This is a genomic window from Bacteroides sp. BFG-637, from assembly GCF_024793605.1.
GTDB lineage: Bacteria > Bacteroidota > Bacteroidia > Bacteroidales > Bacteroidaceae > Bacteroides > Bacteroides vicugnae.
This window is the reverse complement of sequence record NZ_JANUPD010000002.1, coordinates 2,768,740-2,792,873: the sequence shown is the minus strand read 5'-3', so window position 1 is coordinate 2,792,873 and position 24,134 is coordinate 2,768,740. Positions and strand designations below refer to the sequence as shown.

The 24,134-nt window shown below is 45.1% G+C and carries 20 protein-coding genes; 12 read left to right on the top strand and 8 right to left on the bottom strand.

What is annotated here, in order from left to right; translation table 11 throughout:
* Positions 1 to 57: 57 nt before the first annotated feature.
* A complete protein-coding gene (locus NXX38_RS10805; protein WP_148366553.1) occupies positions 58 to 921 on the top strand; it encodes a hypothetical protein in 864 nt (287 codons plus the stop codon).
* On the opposite strand, the gene NXX38_RS10800 is transcribed toward NXX38_RS10805, so the two are convergent.
* The 4 genes from NXX38_RS10800 to NXX38_RS10785 are packed head-to-tail and all read right to left on the bottom strand — an operon-like array spanning position 911 to position 3,724.
* Positions 911 to 1,918, bottom strand: coding sequence for a metallophosphoesterase family protein (locus tag NXX38_RS10800; protein WP_148366554.1), 1,008 nt, complete (start codon positions 1,916 to 1,918; stop codon positions 911 to 913). The two genes, NXX38_RS10805 and NXX38_RS10800, sit on opposite strands and share 11 nt — an antisense overlap.
* Positions 1,919 to 1,937: 19 nt before the next feature.
* Positions 1,938 to 2,420, bottom strand: coding sequence for a 2-C-methyl-D-erythritol 2,4-cyclodiphosphate synthase (ispF, locus tag NXX38_RS10795; protein ID WP_004297210.1), 483 nt, complete (start codon positions 2,418 to 2,420; stop codon positions 1,938 to 1,940).
* A 39-nt stretch (positions 2,421 to 2,459) separates the two neighbouring features.
* Entirely contained in the window at positions 2,460 to 3,074 is a 615-nt protein-coding gene (locus tag NXX38_RS10790) for a fumarylacetoacetate hydrolase family protein (protein WP_148366555.1), read from the bottom strand.
* Entirely contained in the window at positions 3,074 to 3,724 is a 651-nt protein-coding gene (locus tag NXX38_RS10785; protein WP_008650453.1) for a redox-sensing transcriptional repressor Rex, read from the bottom strand. The genes NXX38_RS10790 and NXX38_RS10785 overlap by 1 nt, the downstream gene beginning before the upstream one ends.
* A 165-nt stretch (positions 3,725 to 3,889) precedes the next feature.
* On the opposite strand from NXX38_RS10785, the gene NXX38_RS10780 reads away from it, so the two are divergent.
* Both NXX38_RS10780 and NXX38_RS10775 read left to right on the top strand, forming a co-directional pair.
* Positions 3,890 to 4,240 carry a translation initiation factor gene (locus NXX38_RS10780; RefSeq protein WP_148366556.1) on the top strand — a complete coding sequence of 117 codons (351 nt, stop codon included), beginning with the start codon at positions 3,890 to 3,892 and terminating at the stop codon, positions 4,238 to 4,240.
* Positions 4,241 to 4,257: 17 nt separating this feature from the next.
* Positions 4,258 to 4,767, top strand: a complete 510-nt coding sequence (locus tag NXX38_RS10775) for a TlpA disulfide reductase family protein (RefSeq protein ID WP_148366557.1) — start codon at positions 4,258 to 4,260, stop codon at positions 4,765 to 4,767.
* A 123-nt stretch (positions 4,768 to 4,890) separates the two neighbouring features.
* Here the strand turns inward: NXX38_RS10775 and tsf are convergent, their stop codons facing one another.
* The 4 genes from tsf to rplM all read right to left on the bottom strand — a co-directional run bounded on the left by tsf (position 4,891) and on the right by rplM (position 7,818).
* A complete protein-coding gene (gene tsf, locus NXX38_RS10770; protein WP_148366558.1) occupies positions 4,891 to 5,883 on the bottom strand; it encodes a translation elongation factor Ts in 993 nt (330 codons plus the stop codon).
* A 122-nt stretch (positions 5,884 to 6,005) separates the two neighbouring features.
* Positions 6,006 to 6,842 (bottom strand): 30S ribosomal protein S2, encoded by an 837-nt coding sequence (gene rpsB, locus NXX38_RS10765; RefSeq protein ID WP_004305566.1) that lies wholly within the window; start codon positions 6,840 to 6,842, stop codon positions 6,006 to 6,008.
* A 121-nt stretch (positions 6,843 to 6,963) separates the two neighbouring features.
* Positions 6,964 to 7,350 carry a 30S ribosomal protein S9 gene (gene rpsI / locus NXX38_RS10760; RefSeq protein ID WP_004297203.1) on the bottom strand — a complete coding sequence of 129 codons (387 nt, stop codon included), beginning with the start codon at positions 7,348 to 7,350 and terminating at the stop codon, positions 6,964 to 6,966.
* Positions 7,351 to 7,356: 6 nt separating this feature from the next.
* A complete protein-coding gene (gene rplM / locus NXX38_RS10755) occupies positions 7,357 to 7,818 on the bottom strand; it encodes a 50S ribosomal protein L13 (protein ID WP_004297202.1) in 462 nt (153 codons plus the stop codon).
* A 479-nt stretch (positions 7,819 to 8,297) separates the two neighbouring features.
* Here rplM and NXX38_RS10750 point away from each other — a divergent pair, with 479 nt between their 5' ends.
* The 9 genes from NXX38_RS10750 to NXX38_RS10710 all read left to right on the top strand — a co-directional run bounded on the left by NXX38_RS10750 (position 8,298) and on the right by NXX38_RS10710 (position 23,799).
* Complete coding sequence (locus NXX38_RS10750) at positions 8,298 to 11,477, top strand: TonB-dependent receptor (RefSeq protein ID WP_258979438.1); 3,180 nt, start codon at positions 8,298 to 8,300, stop codon at positions 11,475 to 11,477.
* A gap of 22 nt (positions 11,478 to 11,499) precedes the next feature.
* Entirely contained in the window at positions 11,500 to 13,203 is a 1,704-nt protein-coding gene (locus tag NXX38_RS10745) for a RagB/SusD family nutrient uptake outer membrane protein (protein WP_258979437.1), read from the top strand.
* Between the two features lie 8 nt (positions 13,204 to 13,211).
* Positions 13,212 to 15,815, top strand: a complete 2,604-nt coding sequence (locus NXX38_RS10740; RefSeq protein ID WP_258979436.1) for a DUF4962 domain-containing protein — start codon at positions 13,212 to 13,214, stop codon at positions 15,813 to 15,815.
* A gap of 17 nt (positions 15,816 to 15,832) precedes the next feature.
* On the top strand, positions 15,833 to 16,609 hold the full coding sequence (locus tag NXX38_RS10735; protein ID WP_234132361.1) for a DUF3575 domain-containing protein: 777 nt from the start codon (positions 15,833 to 15,835) through the stop codon (positions 16,607 to 16,609).
* A 12-nt stretch (positions 16,610 to 16,621) separates the two neighbouring features.
* Positions 16,622 to 17,671: a DUF6562 domain-containing protein gene (locus tag NXX38_RS10730; protein ID WP_148366563.1), complete on the top strand. Its 1,050-nt coding sequence runs from the start codon at positions 16,622 to 16,624 to the stop codon at positions 17,669 to 17,671.
* A gap of 30 nt (positions 17,672 to 17,701) precedes the next feature.
* On the top strand, positions 17,702 to 19,372 hold the full coding sequence (locus tag NXX38_RS10725) for a DUF6562 domain-containing protein (protein WP_258979435.1): 1,671 nt from the start codon (positions 17,702 to 17,704) through the stop codon (positions 19,370 to 19,372).
* Positions 19,373 to 19,521: 149 nt separating this feature from the next.
* Entirely contained in the window at positions 19,522 to 22,086 is a 2,565-nt protein-coding gene (locus NXX38_RS10720) for a DUF4962 domain-containing protein (RefSeq protein WP_409012863.1), read from the top strand.
* Between the two features lie 15 nt (positions 22,087 to 22,101).
* Positions 22,102 to 22,932 (top strand): DUF1961 family protein, encoded by an 831-nt coding sequence (locus NXX38_RS10715; protein WP_229118797.1) that lies wholly within the window; start codon positions 22,102 to 22,104, stop codon positions 22,930 to 22,932.
* A 9-nt stretch (positions 22,933 to 22,941) separates the two neighbouring features.
* On the top strand, positions 22,942 to 23,799 hold the full coding sequence (locus NXX38_RS10710) for a YesU family protein (protein ID WP_258979434.1): 858 nt from the start codon (positions 22,942 to 22,944) through the stop codon (positions 23,797 to 23,799).
* The last annotated feature ends 335 nt before the right edge of the window (positions 23,800 to 24,134 follow it).

Here is a 24,134-nt window from a genome sequence, read left to right as displayed (position 1 = left end):
ATTGCTTTTCTGAAAGAAAATCCTTATATTTGAAATATACCAAAAGCGAGAACAATTATGGCTAACCCAAGATTACCGGGCATTTCCGAAAACGAGCAAGCCTTATTGTATGCCAAATTGAATGAGTACAACCGGGGCAGAGCCTCTTTTAAAGAGGTAGGAGTCTACCTGGTGGTGTTGCCCCGACCGGGGAAACCAAACTATTCCCTTTGGCTGTACTCTCCCCTGCCCGAAAAACAATCCATTCTTTATATACATGACCTGTCACCGGACATCAACGACTCCCTGCGGATGGCCAGCACGATGTTTTATTATTCGAGACGTTGTATCATCCTGGTAGATTACAATGAGAAAAGAATGCAGAGCAATGGTGACGACCTTATCTTCTTCGGAAAATACCGGGGACATTTTCTCCATGAAATCCTCAAGATAGATCCCGCTTACCTAAGTTGGGTAGCGTACAAATTCATTCCCAAAATACCTAAACAGGAACGTTTCGTCAAAATAGCACAAGCTTATTATTCCATACATTTGGACATAATGATAAGAAAGTCGAGGGAGAAGCGTTCACCCAGCCGCTATCTGGGAGAATTAGGAGAAAAGCTGACAGACTTAAAATTAAAAGTCACTCGGGTAAGATTGGAAGATGATCCATACAAAACAAGAGTGAACGGCACTACCCCACAGTTTTTTGTCAAGCAAATACTGACTTTGACCGATGCCAGTGGAAACTTAGTCATTATGAGTATTCCATCAAAAAATCCCAGTGCGATTTCATGCACTCTATCTGGGATAGAACATGAATACCGACTGGGAGATATTATCTACGTCGCATCAGCGAAAGTATCACGCCAATATGAAAGCTATGGTTCAAAATACACGCGCCTTAGCCACGTGAAGTTCGCAAGTCTCAACGTTTAGTCCAATCGTCCTTGACAAAACTTGCCGGATAAGAGATTTTATCCACCACACCGTCTTTCTGACGAATCCAGGATGTGAATGTACGGGTACCCTCATCCAATACAATAATACGGGCTCCATTCGGCAAATGGTTATATTCCGTATTTCCACCGGTAAAGCGTCCGTAAGCCAAAAGGATATCTTTCCACATCACAGCATAATCATTATCATGGTCGTGTCCTACAAACATACCCATCACATCGCCAGCTTCTTTCATCGCCGCAAACATTCCTGTATTCAATTTAGGTGCACAGGCTTCCTCCATACGAGTTCCACGAAGAATTGCATTTTCGCTACGGGCAGCGTCATTGTATTCAGGAAGAGGAATATGAAAAAAAGCAAGAGCCGGCAAAGGTTGTCCACCGTTTTGCTCTTTATAAGCCGCACTCTGTTGACGATACCAATTTATCTGGTCGAATGTAAGCCATGCATACCCTTTCACATCTTTCAAAGGAGAATAAGAATGAGAATCCATGCAATAAAGCAAAGCAGCATCCTTCTTTAGATTAGAAGACGATTTCACTGTCAATACATAATCCGGTGACAAAACAGTTCCGCGATCAGGCAATAAATTGCCGGGAACTTTACGGATGATATCATATAACTGTTCCCGTGTCATTCCCTGTTCATTGTCATGATTACCAAAAGTAACCACAAAAGGCAGTTTACGCTTAACTACCGGTTCAAGTACCTGCAACATTCCGGAATCCGCCGGAGCAGAATAAACGACATCACCGGTAAATATCACTAAATCCGGACGTTCGTCATCAAGCACCTGATTAATACGTTCCAAAGCTATATCTGAAGCCCGATTTCCATATTTAAAATGCACATCGGTAAATTGTACAATCTTGAATTTACCATCTTTACTAAATTTCAGTTCACTCTTCTGAGCCATACAAAAAGTCGTTACCAATAAAAAGGCAAGTGTTAAGTAGATTTTTAAAAGACGAATCATAATTATTTGTTTTAGGGGGTTAAGAAATCTTTTCTATCAGCACAGTAGCATAAGCCGATATACCTTCTTCACGACCTGTAAAACCGAGTTTCTCAGTAGTAGTCGCCTTAATGGAAATATCATCCATGTCAATCCCCATAACAGTTGCCATTGTCTCCTGCATCAAAGGAATGTGCGCTTTTAACTTCGGGCGTTCGGCACAAATGGTTGCATCGATATTGCCTACTTTATATCCTTTAGTAGCAATCAACTCCACTGTTTTCTTCAGCAGTATCTTGCTATCTATATTTTTAAATTCTCCTGCAGTATCAGGGAAATGATAGCCAATATCACGCATATTCGCCGCCCCCAACAGAGCATCGCAAACAGCATGCAATAATACATCAGCATCCGAATGCCCTAACAATCCTTTTGTGTGTTCCAAAAGAATGCCACCCAGCCATAACTCACGTCCTTCGACCAACTGATGTACGTCAAAACCAAAGCCTACTCTTATCTTCATATTTTGTATAACAAATGAGTACTAATGAATAAAAAAAGATCAACGAATATAGAAATCCAGCAGTTTTTCTTCCTCCAGATAACCTTGCAAACGCTGTCCGATACTAACAGGGCCTACGCCTACAGGAGTCCCTGTAAAGAGCAAGTCACCTATTTTCAAAGTTACAAACTGGCTGACATAAGCGATTATATCATCTATCTTGAAAAGCATATCTGCCGTACAGCCACGCTGCACTTCCTGTCCGTCGATCAACAAATGAAAGTCAAGATTCTGAATATCCTTATAGTGCTCCACCGGAACAAAAGTTCCAATAGCAGCCGACGAATCAAAACCTTTGCAAAGCTCCCAAGGATTACCCTGCTCACGGAATTTTCGCTGAAGGTCACGAGCCGTAAAGTCGATACCTACAGTCACTGCATCATAATAGCGGTTAGCAAAACGGGGAGCGATATTTTTCCCCAATCGGTTGATACGGACTACCAATTCCGTTTCATAATGTATCTCTTTAGAAAAGTCGGGAATGAAAAACGGTTTGCCATCCTTCAGAATAGCAGAATCAGGCTTCATAAAAATCACCGGCTCCGTATTTACTTGTGTATGTCCCAGTTCTTTGTTATGCTGGGCGTAGTTCATTCCTACTGCAATAATCTTCATTATTTCTCGTTAAAATTCAATCGGTTAAACATAACAGCCAAATGAGCATATAGAGACGTATTCTGCACCACTATATTCTCAGGCACACGAATTCGGAAAGGAGTAAAGTTCCATACGGCTTTTATGCCTCCGTCTACCATCTTATCTGTAATTTCCTGAGCAATATTAATAGGTACGGTCAATACACCGATATTTACATCATATTCTTTCATCTTTGCTTCAAAGTCATCGGAATGAAAAATAGGAATGCCATTCAGGTCTTTTCCCACCAGTTCCGGATTCACATCAAAAGCAGCCACAATCTCCAGTCCGAAATGATGCAAACCTGAATCCCGAAGCAAAGCAGCACCCAGGCTACCTACACCAAACAAGAAGGCTTTGTGCATATTGGTAAATCCAAGAAAGCTCTCTAACACCTCAATCAACGCATCAATATTGTATCCAACCCTCGTACGCCCCGAGATATTGACGTATGACAAATCCTTGGCGATTTGAGAAGCGTCAATATTTATTTCCTTAGAGATTTGTGTAGAAGAGACATACTGCTCCCCTTTTTCTTTCATTAGTTTTATATTGGACAGATACCAGGGAAGTCTGCGCAAGGTAGGCTCCGGCACTTTATCCGCCTCTTTTCGTATATAAGTGCTCATACTTCTTACAAAATTTGGTATTTTGCAAAAGTACATTATTTTTTGAGACTGACAACCCTATAACAGAAAACCTTAATAGAGATTAAACAAAACGATGAAAAGAGACTCAAATTTTGCTCTTTTCGATAAGTTTAATACTTTTGAAAAGGATTAAAAATAACAAGTATGAAAAATAATGATTGGAAAGATAGATTGAACGTTGTGTACTCCACGAATCCGGACTTCGGCTATGAAATGGATAACGATGAAGAACAGGTTACCCTCGACAAAGACAAGCAAAACCTGCGGGTTTCCATTGACAAAAAGAACCGGGGTGGTAAAGTGGTAACATTAATTACCGGATTTGTGGGTACGGATAATGATTTGAAAGAGCTGGGCAAGTTACTGAAAAGCAAATGTGGAGTAGGCGGTTCAGCTAAAGACGGAGAGATAATGGTACAAGGAGATTTCAAGACCAAGATCATAGATCTACTCATCAAAGAAGGATATACTAAAACCAAAGGCGTAGGAGGTTAAATTAAATAATACAAGATATGAGAAAAGTAATATTATTCTGTGCGGCAACACTATTCTCGCTGCTGTCATTCGCACAAGAAAGTGATATGGATATTGTCAAGGTAGGTGACAATATGCCTGCTTTCACCCTTCATTCAACAGCAAACGGTACTGTAAACTCTGCAGATCTAAAAGGGAAAGTTGTATTAATCAATATTTTCGCCACCTGGTGCGGTCCTTGCCAAAGCGAACTGGCTGAAGTTCAGAAAACACTCTGGCCTAAATATAAAAACAACAAGGATTTCTGTATGTTAGTAATCGGTCGCGAGCATACAGACGACCAATTAGCGGAATACAATAAAAGAAAAGGGTTTACATTTCCCCTCTACCCGGATCCCAAACGGGAAGTTACAGGTAAATTTGCCACCAAAATGATTCCCAGAAGTTATTTAATAGACAAAGAAGGAAAAGTAATATCAGCTACTACCGGCTATGAAGATGGAGCCATAGATACGCTGATGAAGCAAATAGATAAAGCACTGAAATAGTCCCTATCCCTAAGATATGCCTTAAAGAAAAAGAGTCCGGTGCAATACCGAACTCTTTTCCTAAATTTTAAATGTAAAAAATGACTTGGCAAGTAAGTAATACTTAACAAGATTTGAATCAGATTATTCAGCTTTCAAAGTGAAACGCTTGAAGTCAACAATCTTCAGTTCAGGATCAGCAGCAGCCAACACTTCTCTTACAGTCTTCTTAGCGTCCATGATATCTTCTTGGTTCAGCAGGCAAACTTCTTTCAAGAACTTAGCCAGACGACCCTTAGCGATGTTCTGAATCATTTGTTCAGGCAGATGTGCAGCCTTTTCAGCAGAAACAGTAGCAATGATTTCTTTTGCTCTCGCTACATCTTCAGCTGTAATCCAACCTTTAGCCATGTTGCTTTCCATGTGGTCTTCACTGTCTACATGAGCCGGGTTGATGTTAGCTTTCTTCAGAGCAGCTTCTACAGCCTTCTGTACCTGTTCAGCCTTTGTCTTTTCGATAGCTACTTCGATTTCTTTTTGCTTCACTTCTTCAGAAACACCATCCTCATCAATAGCGATCGGATTCATGGCAGCAATCTGCATAGCTACTTGCTTAGCCAACTGCTCGTCAACGTTCTTGTTAAAAGCAACAATCGTACAAAGACCATTTCTGTTCATGTGATTGTAAACAGCAGTGCTTGCACCTTCTACAGTCATGTAACCATCAAGTTCCATTTTTTCACCTGTGATACCGCTACGGTCAGTCACTGCATCCTGCACAGTACCGTTACCCATTGGCAATGCTTTTACTTCGTCCAATGTCTTGCATTTGTTAGCCACAGCAAGATCAAGAATATCCTGAGTCAGTTTCACAAAGTCAGCATTCTGAGCTACGAAGTCAGTTTCACACTTCAAAGCAATGACAACGGCATAGTCACCGGTAGTCTTAGCCAGAACGCAACCTTCAGAAGCCTCACGTTCAGAACGCTTAGCAGCAACAGCTTGTCCTTTCTTACGGATAATCTCCATTGCCTTGTCGTAATCGCCATCAGCCTCTGTTAATGCATTCTTGCAATCCATCATACCAGCTCCGGTCATTTTGCGCAGCTTGGTAATATCAGCCATAGTTACAGCCATAATAATTTCCTTTATTTAAATGAATAATAATTTTCGAAACAAAAAAATGTGCCAATCTGCCAATCAAGATGCAAGTGTATAACAATACCCTTGCACATTAGCAAATTGGCACATTTTATATATTAAGCCTCTTCGTCTTCCTTGATGAAAGCAGCAGCTTTAGCTGCGTTGATAGCTTCTTCGTCAGACTTGTCGAGTCTAGCTTTTACTGATTTCTTCTTGCCTTTGTTAGCAGGAGCCTCACCAGCTGCTTCCATGTCGATCTTTTCAGCTTTTCTTTCTTCCAAACCTTCGATCATTGCAGCGCAACAAGCATCCAGGATAACTTCTATTGATTTAGTAGCGTCATCATTAGCAGGAATTACGAAATCCACGTTTGAAGGATCAGAGTTAGTATCAACGATACCAAATACAGGGATACCCAAACGGTTAGCTTCGCGAACTGCGATATTTTCTTTCATTACGTCGATTACGAACAATGCAGACGGCAGACGAGTCAGGTCAGCGATAGATCCCAAAGTCTTGTCTAATTTTGCACGTTGACGAGAAATCTGAAGAACTTCTCTCTTAGAGAGGTTAGAATATGTACCATCGTTAGTCAATTTATCGATAGTAGCCATCTTCTTCACAGCCTTACGGATAGTCGGGAAGTTAGTCAACATACCACCCGGCCAACGCTCGATTACATAAGGCATATTAACAGATTGAGCTTTCTCAGCCACAACTTGTTTAGCTTGTTTTTTAGTAGCAACAAAAAGAACTTTCTTGCCAGATTTGGCAATCTGTTTCAAAGCTTCAGCAGCTTCGTCTACTTTTGCAACTGTTTTGTGGAGGTCAATGATATGAATACCATTGCGTTCCATGAAAATATAAGGAGCCATTGCAGGGTTCCACTTTCTCTTAAGGTGTCCGAAGTGGCAACCAGCCTCCAATAATGTATCAAAATTTGTTCTTGACATCTTGTTTTTTCTTTAAATCGTTTACTTTCTTTTTTGTTTTTTCTAAACCAACCGCTGGGTAGTCTATGAGCAGAGTCCCAGTAGTTTAGATACTAAACATATTCCTCTATCAGGCAGCACATTAACGCTTGCTGAACTGGAATCTTCTACGAGCTTTCGGCTGTCCCGGTTTCTTACGTTCAACAGAACGAGGGTCACGAGTCATGAAGCCTTCTGCACGAAGAGCAGCTTTATCTTCAGCGTTCATCTTAACCAGTGCACGAGCGATTGCCAAACGCAATGCCTGAGACTGACCTGTGAAACCACCACCACACAAGTTAACCTTGATGTCATACTTCTCAGCAGCACCCAGCTTGTTCAATGGTTGTTTTACAACATACTGAAGAATAGTTGATGGAAAGTACTCTGCAAGGTCTCTCTTGTTAATAGTAATCTTTCCTGTACCTTCGCTTACGAATATGCGTGCAATAGCACGTTTACGTCTGCCTAATGCATTTACTACTTCCATTATATCTTATTTATATGAATTAATATCAATCATTTTCGGGTTCTGTGCAGCCTGTTTGTGTTCGCTACCAGCGTAAACATACAAGTTGTTCAGCAATTTAGCTCCCAGAATATTCTTAGGAAGCATGCCCTTCACTACTTTTTTCAGTAATCTCTCTTCACCGTTCGGTTTTGTAATCAAACGAGCAGGAGTCATTTCTCTCTGACCACCAGGATAACCAGTATATGACAAATATACTCTGTCATTCCATTTGTTACCAGTCAGTTTTACTTTGTCTGCATTGATGATGATAACGTTATCACCGCAGTCTACGTGAGGAGTAAAGTTTGGTTTGTACTTTCCTCTCAGCAATTTTGCAACTTTTGCTCCCAGACGACCTAAAGTCTGGTCTGTAGCGTCAACGATAACCCATTCTTTGGTTACAGTCGCTTTGTTTGCAGAAATGGTCTTGTAACTTAAAGTATCCACTCTAATTTTGTTTTTTAAATGTTACTACTAAAATTGTCTTCACCACTTATTAGTCTTCCCCGGACAAAGGAATACTAACTAGCTATGAATTAATCTCTTATCATTTTGTGATAATAATCGGCTTGCAAAAGTACGGCTTTTCTTTGAATTGGCAAACAATTTCTTCCTTTTTTTGGATTTATCCGGTTGAATAACAAGAGATATAAAGATATTATCGGAAAACAAAAAGTCATCTCTGGAAGATTTCAAAGTAAATTATAATTCAGACTATTATATAAATAAGGTGTAACAGAGATCTGCCACCTTCCCTACAAGCATCACAACAGGTATCGGGATAAATTCTAAAGGGTTTTAGACGATTTCAAAAGCCCTCTATCTGTTTTCAAAAAAAGGAAAAACAATACTAAAATAGTAATAGAAAGAAAAGCATCTATCTTTGCCATAGATTCTTAATCCAGAAAACAACGAATAGAATTGATATGAAAAACATTCAAAAACTTCTCTTTCTTGCGGTTTGCCTTTGCACCGCACTTACGGTCAAAGCACAAAACCTGACTGTCACCGGAAAGGTCTTAGACTCGGAAGGTCTTGAGGTGATCGGTGCCAACATTACCCTGAAAGGTACTCCCGGCGTCGGTGCAATCAGTGATTTAAGCGGAAATTACAAGATTCAGGTAAACAATGCCGCTAAAGACATTCTCGTATTCTCTTATATAGGAATGAAAACACAGGAAGTACACGTAAAAGGAAAAACGGTCGTCAATGTCACGCTGCAAAGTGATGCCAAAGCATTGGACGAGGTGGTTGTGGTAGGTTACGGAACCAGTAAGCGTAGTGACCTGACCGGTTCTGTGGTTTCCGTAAAAAGCGAAGATTTGATGAGAATGCCTACTTCCGACGTCACCCAAGCATTGGCGGGACGGGTGGCAGGTGTACAAATAACCCAAAGTGAAGGTGCCCCGGGTTCTACCATTTCCATACGTGTACGCGGTGGTATTTCCATTACGCAAAGTAATGAACCTCTTTATATTATCGACGGCTTCCCCAGCGAAGACGGAATGTCTACTATCGACCCTGCCGAGATTGAAACGATTGATATCCTGAAAGATGCCTCGGCAACTGCCATTTACGGTGCACGCGGAGCAAACGGGGTAGTGGTAATCACCACAAAGCAAGGAAACAAAGACGGTTCCAAGATGAGTATCAGTTTCGACAGTTATGTAGGCGTGAAGACTCTGGCACGCAAACTGCCGGTACTCTCTACCAAGGAGTTTGTCCTGCTGGATTATGAGCGCAGATTACAATTCAACGGTGAAACAGGAGTGAAAAGTTTCCAGTCTATCTACGGTTCTTTCCTGGATATTGATGAAAACTACGGCAACTACGCCGGAATCGACTGGCAGGAAGAGACTTTAGGAAGAGTAGCCACTTCACAGAATTACCGTGTACGCATCTCCGGAGGAAACAAGGAACTGCAATACTCCCTGAACTATACTTATTTCAAAGACCTTGGAGCTATGCAGTACAGCGGAAACGACAAGCATAATATTTCATTCAGCCTTTCCCACAAACCTACCAAGCGTATTTCTGTCAATGCCCGTGTAAACTACGACCAGACCTATATATATGGTATGGGGACTTCCGACCAGTCCACCCGTTTCAACAAGATGGAGCATATCCTGCAATATCGCCCCACCAAAGGGATCTATGGAGATGACGAGAGCCTGCTGAAGAATGAAGAAGACAATATCACCGACGAAGAAGGCAATCCGATGCAGAATCCGCTCACCTCTGCCGCCCAAGAAATAAACAAAAGGCAATTGCGTACTTTCCAAGCCAATGGAGGGCTGACTTTCAATATTGCCAAAGGATTCAGTTTCCGCAACAATACCGGTATGCGTTACCAAACCACGCGCTTTGATGTCTTTTATGGAGAGAAATCCAGCATCGGAAAACGTTCCAGCGCCAACGGATATATCCAATACGCGGAAAACAGCAGCTTCCAGACTTCCAATGTGCTCAACTATGAATACAAGAAGAAAAAGCATAAATTAGTCGCTATGCTCGGACAGGAATGGGTATCACGATGGACACGCAATATGCGCGCCAGTGCCACCAATTTCCCCAATAACGATATTAACCTGGATGATATGAACCTCGGCATTCCGGGTTCCATTACTTCCAATGCCAATTACGATGACAAATTACTGTCCTTCTTCACCCGGTTCAATTACAATTTCGGAGAAAAATATCTGGTGACCGCTACTTTACGTGCCGACGGTTCTTCCAAATTCAGTGAGGACAAGAAATGGGGACTTTTCCCTTCCGTTTCTGCCGCATGGCGTATGGGCGAGGAGAAGTTTATCAAGAACCTGAACTTGTTTTCCGACCTGAAGTTACGTGTCGGGTATGGTATGTCGGGCAACAACCGCATCGGCAGTTATGCTTCACTGAACCTGCTGAATTCCGTGAAATATCCGAATGGTGAAAGTAATATGCCCGGATACGTACCGACCGCTATCCCGAACGAAATGCTTCAATGGGAATCCAACAACACACTCAATATCGGACTGGATTTAGGTTTTCTGGAACAACGCCTGACTATATCCCCGGAGTTTTACGTGAACGAAAGTACCCACTTACTCCTGAACTCACGCATACCCAGCTCTTCAGGATACAGCAATATGATTCGCAATATCGGAAAGACGCAGAACATCGGCGTCGACCTGACCATCAGTTCCGTCAACATACAAAAACGCAACTTCACATGGAATACCAACTTCAACTTGTCTCACAACAAGAATACGATCAAAGCATTGTCCGGAGAGCAATACTTCCTCGAAGAAGCCAAATTCGGTTATAACCAAAAGACACACAAGATAGAAGTAGGCAAGTCAATCGGACAGTTCTACGGATACCGTACCCTCGGACTTTATCAGGTAGAGGACTTTGATTATGACCCGAACACTAAAAAATACACATTGAAAGAAGGAATCCCTTACAGAGGTTCCCGCAGTGAAACGCAACCGGGTATGTGGAAATTTGCCGATACCGACGGGAACAAAGTGATTGATGAAAACGACCAGACGGTTATCGGTGAAGCCAATCCGAAATTCTTCGGCGGATTGAACAACACTTTCACTTATAAGAATTTCGACCTGAGCATATTCTTTACCTTCTCCTACGGAGGCGAAGTATTGAATGCCACCAAACTGACCAATACCCAAGCCGGCAAATCCGGATACAACGTACTGGATGCAGTGAACAGCAGCAAGCGCTGGATGACCATCAACCGGAATGGTGACATTATAACAGACCCGCAAGAGCTTGCCGCATTAAATGCAGGCAAAAGCGCAGCCGTTGTCAACGATATGGAACAGGGAGACACCTATATCCACTCATGGGCAGTAGAAGATGCCTCTTACCTGCGGCTAAGCAACGTGACTATCGGGTACAACTTCCCCAGAAAATGGATACGGAAAGCCGGCATCCAGAAACTCCGCCTGTATGCAACAGGCAGCAACCTGTTTGTCTGGACTCCCTATACCGGATTCGACCCGGAAGTTTCTACCAAAGGCAGCAACCTGACTCCCGGAGTAGACTACGGAGCATATCCGAGAAGCCATTCCTACGTATTCGGTCTGAATGTGACCTTTTAATTCACCTTAAAATAACGGAAAAATGAAAATCTACAAAACATATCTTTATGCGCTCGGTATACTGGCAGGAGGTCTGCTCAATACTTCCTGTGCCGACCTGTTGACTGAAGACCCCAACTCTTATTACGAGAAAAAGGACATATTCTCCACAAAGGCAAAGGCCGCCATGGCCGTTACCGGAGTATACGAACGACTTCCGGAACTTTATGGGTATATGGACATGGCGTTTCCCTGTTCGGACGATACTTATTATGTGTCGGGAGTGACTTCGGACAAAGGCCGGCGGGACATCGCCCACTACAAAGTGACCAGTTCAAACACATGGGTAAATAGCGTCTGGCAAGGCAACTACACCGGAATTGAACGTGCCAATTATACCGTTGAAGGTATTGAAGGCATGGCTGATTATGAGAAAGACAAAGAGCTGCAATCACTGGTCGGAGAAGCTAAATTCCTGAGAGCCTTGTATGCATTCAATCTGGTGCGTTACTGGGGAGATGTTCCCTTCAAAACGACTTCTACGAATGTAGACAAAAATGTCTTCCAACCACGTTGCAGCAGAGAAATAATCTACGACCAGATTATTGACGACCTGAATTTTGCCAAGACTCATTTATCGTGGGCTACCCCGGCCGTTACCCCGGAGAAAATCACCCAAGGCGCTGCACGCGGATTGCTTATGCGCGTACTATTGCAACGTGCCGGATACAGTCTTCAAATGAACGGAAGCATTACCCGCCCGGACGATGCCAAGCGCAAAGAATATTTTGAAGCTGTTATCGAAGAGTGGGAAGAGTTCAAAGCAAACGGCTATCATGATTTCTATCCCGAAGGTTACAGAGAGCTGTTCAAAGGTTTCTCGGCAGGAACACTTAACTCTGTAGAAAGCATCTTTGAAATCGCATTTTATAGTCCGGACGGAAATACAGGAGCCAAAGGCTACTGGGGGACTTACATCGGCCCGCTGGTTGCGCATCCCGGCATCTCCGTCACTGAAGTCAACCAGTTCATGGGACGTGCCAATGCGATGTTCCGGGTGGTTCCCGAATGGAAAGCATTCTTTGACGTACAGGAAGAAGACGCAGACGGTAATGTAATAACGGGGGACGAACGCCGTGACGTGATGATTTGCGACTATAAATACAACTGGGACAAAGAAATCTACAATCACGTGAAAGTGGTTAACAAGAACGGAAAAGACTGGTATCCCGGCAAATGGCGCCGCGAATGGATGCCTATCGGATACAAGAACCCGAACGTTACCGATGTCAACTTCTGCTATCTGCGCTATGCGGATGTCGTACTGATGGCAGCCGAAGCCTACAATGAAACGGGTGATACATCCGAAGCATGGAAACTGCTCAACAGCGTACGCAAACGTGCCGGAGCCAGAGAAATTACCACAGAAAATTACACCGAACTGATGAAAGAGAAAGTGTACAAACTCAACTTTATTTCCGATGCTGACGATGCCGGCAAGTTCCGTACGGCACTTTATTGGGAGCGTGGTTTTGAACTCGCTTTTGAAGGGCAACGTAAATACGACCTTATCCGCTGGGGAGTTATCAAAGAGGCATTAACCTTGTTCAGCAGCCGTTCATCAGTGAAGAGTTCTTATCCTGCCGGAGACAATTTCCAAAAGGGCAAACATGAATTATTCCCTATTCCGCTGGACGAACTCCAGTTGAATCCGATGTTTGAAAGCAAAAACAATCCTAATTATTAAATAATACCATGAAGAAATTAATCAGCAGCATACTACTTTGTTGTCTGGTGTCCGGTGTACAGGCACAAGAGAAGCCGGCACGGATCAGACTTACGGACGTAACGCTTATGCACGAGATGCGTGCCACCCCGTCGCCGTTGGACAAAGCAACGGTGTCCGACCGTGCAGTCTCGTTCCAATGGCCTTTGCAGGCAGATATAGATACTTCCGAAGAAGTATTGGACGGAATGAAGTCCCGCAAGAAGAAAGTAGACAAGTCCCGTTTGAAATACCAGTTACGCTACTCGCAAGATGCAGCGCTGAAAAGTAATGTGATTCAGGAAGAGACCCGCTGGCCTTTCTTCAATCCGGAGAAAGATTTAGCTCCCGGTGTATGGTACTGGCAATACGGATATGTGAATGAAGGAGGAAAGACTCAATGGTCTTCCGTTTTGCAGTTCACGGTTGAAGCCCATCCGGACAAGTTCTGCCCGCCATCATTCAAGACGATGCAGGCAAACCTTTCCAAAAGTCATCCGCGTATATTGGTGCAGAAAGACCAATGGGCGGACTTTATGAAAAACAGCCGGTCGAAACCGGAGTACCAGTGGTATTTGGAACAAGCCGATAAAGTATTGAAGACTCCGATGCAGTCTGTCAATAACATTAATACCAAACTGGCTGACGGTCTGGACAACGCCATGCAACGCAGTGCCATGTTAACCAGGGAAAGCCGCCGCATCATCGATCAGGAAGAAGCCAATGTAGAGCTGCTGATACGTGCCTATCTGCTGACACAGGACACGAAATATAGCAAAGAAGCTATAAAGCGTGTGATAGAAATGGTCGGCTGGGATGAGAACAAAAATGTCATGGGCGACTTCAACGCTTTTACCATGCTTTCGCTCAGCTCATTGGCTTATGATTCATTCTACGACCTGCTGGACGAAGGGCAGAAGCAAACTTTGCTGAAAGAGATTAAAAAACGTGGCAGTGAATCCTACAATAACTTTAACAACCGGTTGGAAAATCATATAGCCGACAATCACGTATGGCAGATGACCCTGCGCATTTTCACATTTGCAGCATTCAGCGTGTACGGTGAGCTCCCTGAAGCGGATACATGGGCGGATTACTGCTACAACGTTTGGCTGGCACGTTTTCCCGGTCTGAACAAAGATGGAGCCTGGCACAATGGCGACGGTTACTTTGCGGTCAATTTCCGCACGCTTGTCGAAGTGCCCTACTTCTATACCACCGTCACAGGATTCAACTTCTTCAACGACCCGTGGTATCAGGGTTCCGTGATGTACACCCTCTACCAGCAGCCCCCTTTCTCCAAATCAGCCGGCAACGGTAGCGGACACCAGGGAAATATGAAGCCGAACTCTATCCGTGTGGGATATGCCGACGCATTAGCCCGCATGACCGGCAATACGTATGCCGCCGATTATGTGCGCCGCATCGCCACTACTCCCGACTTCCACAAACGTTTCCTGACTTCCAAATCCGGCAGCCTGGCATGGTTCCGCCTGCAATGCGACAGACCGTTGCCCGAAGGCGAAGGGCTTGCCAATCTCCCGATGGGGTATGTTTTCCCGGAAAGCGGACTGGCTTCCTTCATGACCAACTGGGAGCGTGTGGGTGGAAACGCCATGTTCAGTTTCCGAAGCAGCCCTTACGGCAGCACCTCGCACGCCATTGCCAACCAGAACGCATTCAACACATTCTTCGGCGGAAGCTCGCTCTTTTACAGTAGCGGTCACCACATCGCATTTGTAGACAAGCATAGTATGCTTTGCCACCGTTCCACCCGCGCTCACAACACTATTCTGGTGAACGGCATGGGACAGCGTATCGGTACGGAAGGGTACGGTTGGATTCCCCGTTACTATATAGGCGAAAAAATCGGATACCTCTTGGGGGACGCTTCCAACGCTTACGGCGAAGAAATCTCCCCTATCTGGCTGGAACGCGGAAAAGAAGGCGGAATAGAATACACTCCTGCCAACGGCTGGGACAAGAACCACCTGAAAACTTTCAGACGTCACACCGTCGCTTTAGGCAAGACCGGATTAGTATTCATCTACGACGAACTGGAAGCCGACGAACCTGTCACCTGGGACTATCTGCTGCATACGGTCATCCATCCGATGAATGTCACCAAGAAAGATAAGTTCGTACACATACAGGCTACCAACAAAAACGGAGCTTCCGACGCTTATCTTTTTTCAAGCGGCACATTAAAGACCGATACGACCAGCCAGTTCTTTGCTCCGGCTGTAAACTGGTTGCGCGCAGATGCCAAAGGACAGTTTGCCGCTTATCCCAACCATTGGCATTTCACAGCGACTTCCGAGAAACAGAAGACGTACCGTTTTGCCACCATTATAAACACACATCTTCTCTCCCGCCCTGTCGCCGACCCGGAGATACTTCCCGACGGACGCATCAAAGTGGGGAGCTGGATTATCAAGGTGAATGTCTCGGCAGAGGGTGCTCCTTCGTTTTTCATCCGCTCTACCCGGAAAGGGGAAGATGTAAACATCACCTATAAAGGCGGAGCGACGATAGTACGTGAAGACGGCTATGAAACGACTCTTGTAGACAAACGTCCGGAACTGGAAATCTAACCGATTATAAGAAACATATGAAAACAAAAAGATACTTAGTACAAGGATTCCTGCTGCTGTTCTGCTCCATGACAGCCATAGCCGGTTCTCCTTCCGAAGAACTGCAACATCCGCAGCATCCACAGAAACAGGAAGGTAAACGTCCGCGCATACAGACTTCCGCAAGCGAGAAAGAAATTGTGTTCAAACCCAATGCGGAAACGGGAAAAGTGGAGACAGCAAAGACCCAAACAGTCAAAGCCATCGGGAAGGAGCGGAAAGAAACGGCAGCCAAGCCTAAAAAGAAGCCTCATCCGAAGAAAACTTCCGAACGCTACCGGGCGTTCAAGACCAATATTGCTTATGATGCAATCGCCGTGCCGAATCTGGCTTTCGAGATACAATGCAGCGAGCATATTTCCGTAGAGCTTCCCGTCATGTTCAGCGGCTGGGACATCAGTGACAAACACGCAGTCCGTACTTTTGCCGTTCAGCCGGAAGGACGCTGGTGGTTGGAAAAAGCAGGGACAGGCCATTTCTTCGGTGTACACGCACACATGGCATTGTTCAACGTGAAATGGGACGAAAACCGTTATCAGAACACGGGGCGTCCGTTATTGGGCGCAGGTGTCAGCTACGGATACAAACTCCCTTTTTCCAAACATTGGGGAGCGGAATTTACCTTGGGAGCCGGCTATGCCAACATGAAGTATAATACCTATTATAATATAGACAACGGTGCTCTGATTGAAACAAAAAGCCGGAATTACTGGGGAATCACCCGTCTCGGTCTATCACTGTCCTATCATTTTTAAGTCTGTTTGATTATGAAAAAGAATACCTATATATCCATTATCCGCACGTTGGGCTGTTTGCTGTTACTGTCGGTTTTCGTAAGCAGTTGCCTTTATGAAGAACCGGAATTGACAGCCGACGGTGAACTCGGAGTAGACCCCACCGCTGTCAACATCATGACGAACCTGACACTGGAAACGTCATTTGACCCCGTAAATGTGAATCGCGGTACACGCGCGGCAGCCACCACCTACTTGCACCGTTTTGTCGTTGCCGTTTACGAAGGCTCGCAAAAAGTAGCCGGTCAGGTTATCTATCAGGAAATGCAGAGCGGTGAAACAACTGTCAATATCCCGCTTAGCATGAAGTTACATGCCCGTAAGTATCAGCTTGCCGTATGGGCAGACTATGTGGAAAAGCCGGAAGAGGAAACTTATCAGACTTTCTATGATGCAACGGACATGGCATTCATACTACGTGCCACACCCTACAAGGGAAACTCCCGATACCACGACGCTTTCTACGGAAATACCCCATTGGATTTGAGTGCCTATCGCGACCAGTGGAACGTAACCGTTCCCGTAGATGTCAAGATGCTTCGTCCGATGGCATCGTACAACCTGATAGCAACGGATGTAGCCAAATTCCTGAAGAAAGTGACCGACAAGGAAATCACCGGAAAAAGATTTACCATGACTGTCAAATACAACTACTATCTGCCCACAGGGTTTGATGTGTTCACCGGCAGACTGAAAAACTCTTTGCAATATATAGAGTACAATAAGACGGTTGACCTGGCAACTCTCCAGAAAGAGGAAAACAAAGAAGAGTTCAACATCGGTTTCGACTATCTGCTTATCAACAATGAATCCGTATCGTCCATCCCGGTGACTATCGAGATAACGAATGAGAGTAAAACCGTGGTAGCCCGTTACCAGAATCTGAAAATCCCTTATCAACGGAACAAAGAAACAAACATCCGGGGATATTTCCTGACAGCCAGTCCGGGTATCAGTTTCGACCCTGACTTCAACGACGAGGACATCATCATAGATGTAACTCCTATTGTAAAAAACAACTAATAATTATTATACACTTTAATCATTACCATTATGAAAAAGAACTTTGCCTATTTAGCGATTACGCTATTCATGGGATTATTCGCCTCATGTAGTCAGGAGAATGACCCAACTACTTCGGACAGCCGGAACAAGCTGGTCAATATCTCCGCCGAACTACCGAAGGAATTTGCCCAAACACGTGCCGTTCCGTCAGCAGACGGACATTACCTGCGTTGCATCCTCGAAATAACGAATGAAAACGGCGACCGGGTGTATAGAGAAGAGAAACTGGGAACTGAAGGCAATGCGGACGGTAAACTCTCCTTTACTTTTGCCCTTGAAGAAGCTGGTACGTACAACTACAAGATGTGGGCTGACTTCATTGAAGCCAACGGACAGGAAAAAGATCCTGTGACAGGCCGCTACACCGACAAGTTTTATAACACGGAAGACCTTACAAAGATTACAATCAAAGATCCGGCTTTGCTTTATAACACCGATGCGTGTGACGCATTCTCCGGCAACGGAACTTTCGAGAAAAGTCAGGCAACGTTAGAGAATCCGCTTAGTGTCACATTGATTCGTCCGTTTGCCAAACTGATTGTATCGGACAAGAGTAAGGAGAATTTCGCTAAATGTACTTCTGTCAGTATCAGTCAGGAAATTCCTGGCGGATTCGATGTATCGACAGGTAAGATTTCTACGGAAACAGTGGAAGCCGTTCTTCCGGCTACTGCTCCTATCGGCACAGGAGAACAAGAAGGAGAAGGATTTGATTTAAGACTCTTCTCATGCTATATCTTTGCAGACAACGACGCTCTGGGAGAAATCGGACTGACTTTTGTAACTACCGACGGTGGCCGTACAGTCGCCATTCCCGCCAATGTGCCGGTGAAAAAGAACACACGCACACTGGTAAGAGGATACCTTGTAGCCGAATCACAAAACAACGGACAGATTGATACTGATTTCGGTGATTGGAATCCGGATATAGACGGAGGAGACGTTGAACCGACAGAACCGACTATCGACCCGAAAATTGGTGATTACTATTATAAGAACGGTGAATATTCTTCGGAACTGAGGACGGATGCCGAAAACCCATGTATCGGAGTTGTATTTGCCACTAAAGCTATAAACGGCGATGAAGCAAGCAATTATGGTGAATATACCCGTATCAAAGGATATGTGATGGCTTTGGAAAGCGCGCCGAGCAATACACGTAAAGAATTCTGTGATAAAGCTATGAATGGTACAATTGATTTCACCGGTATGGAATTGGTAAAAACAGGCTATGAAAATACGAAAGCCTTTTTAGCGGACAGCCGCTATACAGACAACAGTACCTCTTATCCACTACTTCTCGACTTTATCGCATTCAAAGAAAAAACAGCCACTCCCGAAAAGTCCAGTGGATGGTATATACCTTCTATCGAAGAGTTAAAAGAAACAATGATTAAATATCACGGTTTTGAGGAAACTCCAGCCAACAATGTATTCGTTGAAGCCGTAAATGCCATAGAGGGTGCCAACCAGTTTGTTCACACTACATCTGCACGTTACTTACTTTCCAGCAGTATCAGTAATAAAACAATTACCCCTGTAACGTTAACCGACGGTGTATTAGATACCAATACCAGAACGCAGGCAATATTTAATTCAGATCCGGAAAGAGCCGGCGTGCAAGGACAAATCCGTCCTATCCTCACTATCTTGGAATAAACAGCCAAAAGCGAAACACAATAGAAGAGCCAAGATAAGCAAGGCATCCCCTGCTAGCCTTGCTTATCGGCTTTTCCTCTTTATTTGCTATTTAATTTCGTTTTATTTCCGATTTATCTCCCAATCAATCTTTTATTTAATTCATCCTTATGAAAACAACTCTCCGCTTCAGCACTCTTTTCTTCATGCTTGCCTGCCTGTTTTTAGGCACTGCTTGCAGCGACGATGCACTTCCCGAACCGACAGACACGGGAACGGAACAGCCGGGAGAATCTCCCGATGCCTTACACGACAAGACACGGGAAAAGCCCTATCCTAAAGCGGACAATGAACTCTACATCAATCCCGCTCCGTTCATCGTGCCCCAAGCCATGAAGACCGGAGACAAACTTCAATTTGCCTTTTCACAGTCGAAAGACTTTCCTGATACGGAAACCACTGTATCCACTCCCCGGCAATGGTGCATGTACAATGCGCACCGGACACTCAAAAGCGGTACATGGTACTGGCGCTTCCGCTCTGTCGGCAATGACGGAACCGAACAGGCATGGAGCGAAACCTACTCTTTTGAAGTAAAAGACGAAACGCCCAAATTCGTAACTCCTACCTTTGAGACATTGCTCAAGAATGCTCCCCGCACTCATCCCCGCCTGTTCTGTTTTCTCGACAACGGACTGGAACAGGCACGACGTAATGTCAAGTCGCATCCCGAATACAAACAATTAACAGGCCGTGCACAAACGGCATTGGGCACGGATTACTCTCTTCTTCCCAACCCTTACGACGCAGCCGCCCAAATAAAAAACTCCGTCCAACATCTGTATCAAGCCTATCACCTGATACAAGACAAAAAATATGCAGACAAACTGCACGAGATACTGACCATTCTGCTGGCATATCCCGTATCGGACTCCCAACTGTTTGCCAGTAATTTCGGCGCTACGGATATCGCCATCAGCTTTATCGAAATCTACGACTTACTCTACAACGAACTGGCTCCGGAAGAAAAGCTCGGAATTGAAGAACTGTTGATGCGTGTTTCGCGCTACTATTTCCAATCAAACTGCGGAAGACAGGAAAACCATATTTTCGATAACCACTTCTGGCAACACAATATGCGCATATTGTTCCAGGCTTGCTTCATCCTTTACGATAAAGCAGCCTATGCGGACGAAATTCTCCCGATGCTGGAATACTATTATGAAATATGGAGTGCCCGCGCACCGGCTTCGGGGTTCAACCGGGACGGAATATGGCATAACGGAACGGGCTATATCGCCACCAACATAAAGACACTGTATTATATTCCTTCCCTCTTCTCGCACATTACGCGAAGTGATTTCCTGAAACATCCGTGGTATCTGAACGCAGGGAAAGCACTGGTCTATACCAGTCCACCCCACTCCAAAAGCATCGGATTCGGTGACGGAAGCGAGAGCGGAGAAGAGCCGAGCCGGGTATTAGCCGCTTTTGCCGACTTTCTGGCTAAAGAGAACGCCGACCCGTATTCGGGCTGGTATGCCGACCAATGCAAGGAGTTGGTACAGCAAGACTATGAGTTCAGGCTCTACCGCATGGTACGCACTCAAAGCTATGCCACCGAACTGCCATCGAACACTCCCAAGCTCATCTGGTATAAAGATGCGGGAGAAGTTGCCATACATACCCATCTGGCGAATCCGGAACAGGATATGGCTATCGGCTTCCGTTCCAGCACCTTTGCTTCGGGCAGCCATACGGTAGCCAATCAAAACAGTTTCAATCTCCTTTACAAAGGAGTGGATGTGTACCGCAGCAGCGGATACTACCAGAACTTCAGCGACGCGCACAACTTGATGTCTTACCGCCATACCCGTGCCCACAACACTATTTTAGTCAACGGCATCGGCCAGCCTTATTCCTTGAAAGGATACGGCAACATCACCCGTGCCATGGGCGGCGACCACATTTCCTATTGTCTCGGAGATGCCTCCCACGCTTATAGCGGCATCAGCGACGACCCGATGTGGGTGACCGCCTTTGCAGCCGCAGGCATCACCCAAACTCCGGAAAACGGATTCGGCAAAACTCCGCTTACCAAATACCTGCGCCACCTGTTGTTGCTGCATCCTTATACCGTAGTCATCTACGACGAACTGGAGGCTTCCGAAGCTGTCCGCTGGGACTGGCTCCTACACAGCCCCACGCAATTCCAACCAGACAAGGACAGGAACATGAGTGTCACCGAAAACACGACGAAAGGATTCAAAACCGTTGTTCGGCAATTCAGCAATTCTTCTTTTGAATACTCGCAAACCGACCAGTTTGTTGTACCGCCTGCCACCCCCGCTCCTGCCCAATGGCATCTGACTGCAACCTACGGTCCTTGCGCCCAAAACCGTATCCTGACTATTATTCAGATTACGCCGGATTCGGAACAGGCTCCGGCAATCGTACGTACCGGAGACAGTTTCCAATGTGACGACTGGAGCATCCAAGCCGTCCTAAGTCCCTCCCAACCGGCCGAACTGATAGTCACCAACCGGACAAACAGCGCGCTATTCAGCTATTCGGCAGACAACCCGGTCATCGACGGAAGTATGTATCTCCGGAAGTCTCCCCGTTCTTCTTTACTCTACGACCAATCGAACGGCAGATATGGCGTGACGGAACAAACGGATTATATCCCGGCTTCCACACGGGCTGTCGACTATGAACATAAAACAAATCCCTAATTGACTATTATGAATATGAAACAAGTATCTATCTTTCTAATTCTACTGTTCGCTTATTGCGGCGCTTACTCTCAAAGCTCCAAAGAAACCATATCGGCTTTTTACACTTTCGACAACGAAGAAGAAATTGCCGACTGGCTGGTGGAAGGAGAAGGCAAAGCGTATATCGAAAACGGAAAGCTGATTCTGGAACCTCTGTTCTTTCCACTTATGGAAACGTTGATGAAAGCCGGAGCAATCTCTGACGACAACCGCATGAAAGAATACGAGCCCTATCTCTATGCAGCCATGAAAGCCAAATACGGAAAGGACGTCAGAAACTATTTTCTTTTAGGAAAAGGAAAGCCCGTATTCATGGGCGGCCATTTCAACGTATGGAACCGGCGCATCCGGACATCCGATAACTTTGCCATCGAATTTGATTTCACCCCGCTTTCACCCGCTCCTTTGCACATGCTGATGTTCTGCGGCTCCGGCTTGGAAGGAGAAAGCGTTTTCGATGCTTCCCTACCCGCACGCTACGGAGTGGAAGACGAAACGATGTACGACATGGCAATGTATCGCGTCTCATTCTTCCATAAATCACGCCGGAAGGCTAACTTGCGCCGTGCCCCCGGCAAGATTATGGTTGCGCAGGGAGCAGATGTGGTGGTTTCGGAAGACTGGACGACAACCAGCCGTTGCCGGGTGGAAAGAATCGACGGGACAGTACGATTCCTGATAAACGGAAAAGAAAGTTTCTCCTTCAAGGACGAGCAGCCGTTGAAAGGCGACAACTGGGGATTCAGACTAATGGCTTGTGCCAAAGGAGCGTATGACAATATTAAAGTACTCACAATTAAATAAGGTATCCTTATGCATATCAGACAGACATTTATATGGCTGCTTTTACTGCTCGCTTATAGCAGCATTCATGCGCAAATTCCGAAGGAAGCCATAAATCCGAAAGAAACCGTATCCGCGACCTACACGTTCGATACGGAAGAAGAGCTTGCCGACTGGTTGGTGGAAGGAGAGGGCAAAGCATCCATAGAAAACGGGAAACTGATTCTGGAACCTCTGTATTTCCCGCTTATGGACTCTTTGATGAAAGCCGGAGTAATCTCCGAAGATAACATCATGGAAGAATACAACCCCTATCTCTATACGGCAATGAAAGCCAAATATGGAAAGGACATCGGCAGGTATTTCCTGCGGGAAAAGGAAGAAGCGATATTTACAGGCGGACACTTCAATATCTGGAACCGGAAAATCAAAACAGCCGGAAACTTCGCCATCGAATTTGATTTCACTCCCCTTTCGCCCGCCCCCTTGCACATGGTTCTGTTTTGTGCTTCCGGACTGAAAGAAGAAAGCATCTTTGCTCCTTCCCTGCCCGCACGCTACGGTCTGGGCGAAGAACTGATGTATGACATGAAAACCTACCGCCTTTCATTCTTTCATCAGTCACGCCGGAAAGCCAATTTGCGCCGGGCTCCGGGCAAAGTCATGATTGCCCAAGGAACAGATGTAGTTACTTCGGAAGACTGGCGTACAACCAGCCATTGCCGGGTGGAAAGAATCGACGGAACCATACGCTTTCTGATTAATGGAAAAGAAAGTTTCTCCTATAAAGACGAGGAACCATTGAAAGGCAACAACTGGGGATTCAGACTAATGGCTTGTGCGAAAGGAGCGTATGACAATATACGGATTATCACAATCTATCAATAGCCAACTCCAGTCGGCTATGTGGTCAAGTAGAGTTGTCTATTCAGCCAACTACTGTCAGCTATGTGGCCGACTGCATTTGGCTAACCCCATCTTACCTGTTTCCACCCGGTATTCAATCGTATTCGCTTTCTTATGTCCTTTCAGATTAAGGAAGCACCTACACTTTTGTCTTAACCGGGACTTCTTTCTTAAAAGTGTGAACAGAGTGAAGGGTGTGAAAGGCTAAAAAGAGAGCCTTAAATCACAGTATACATCTGTCATACTACAACTTACGGATTGGTGAAACTTGTGAAAAGCAAAAGTGAATTATAAAACCAGAATGAATCAGAATCAGT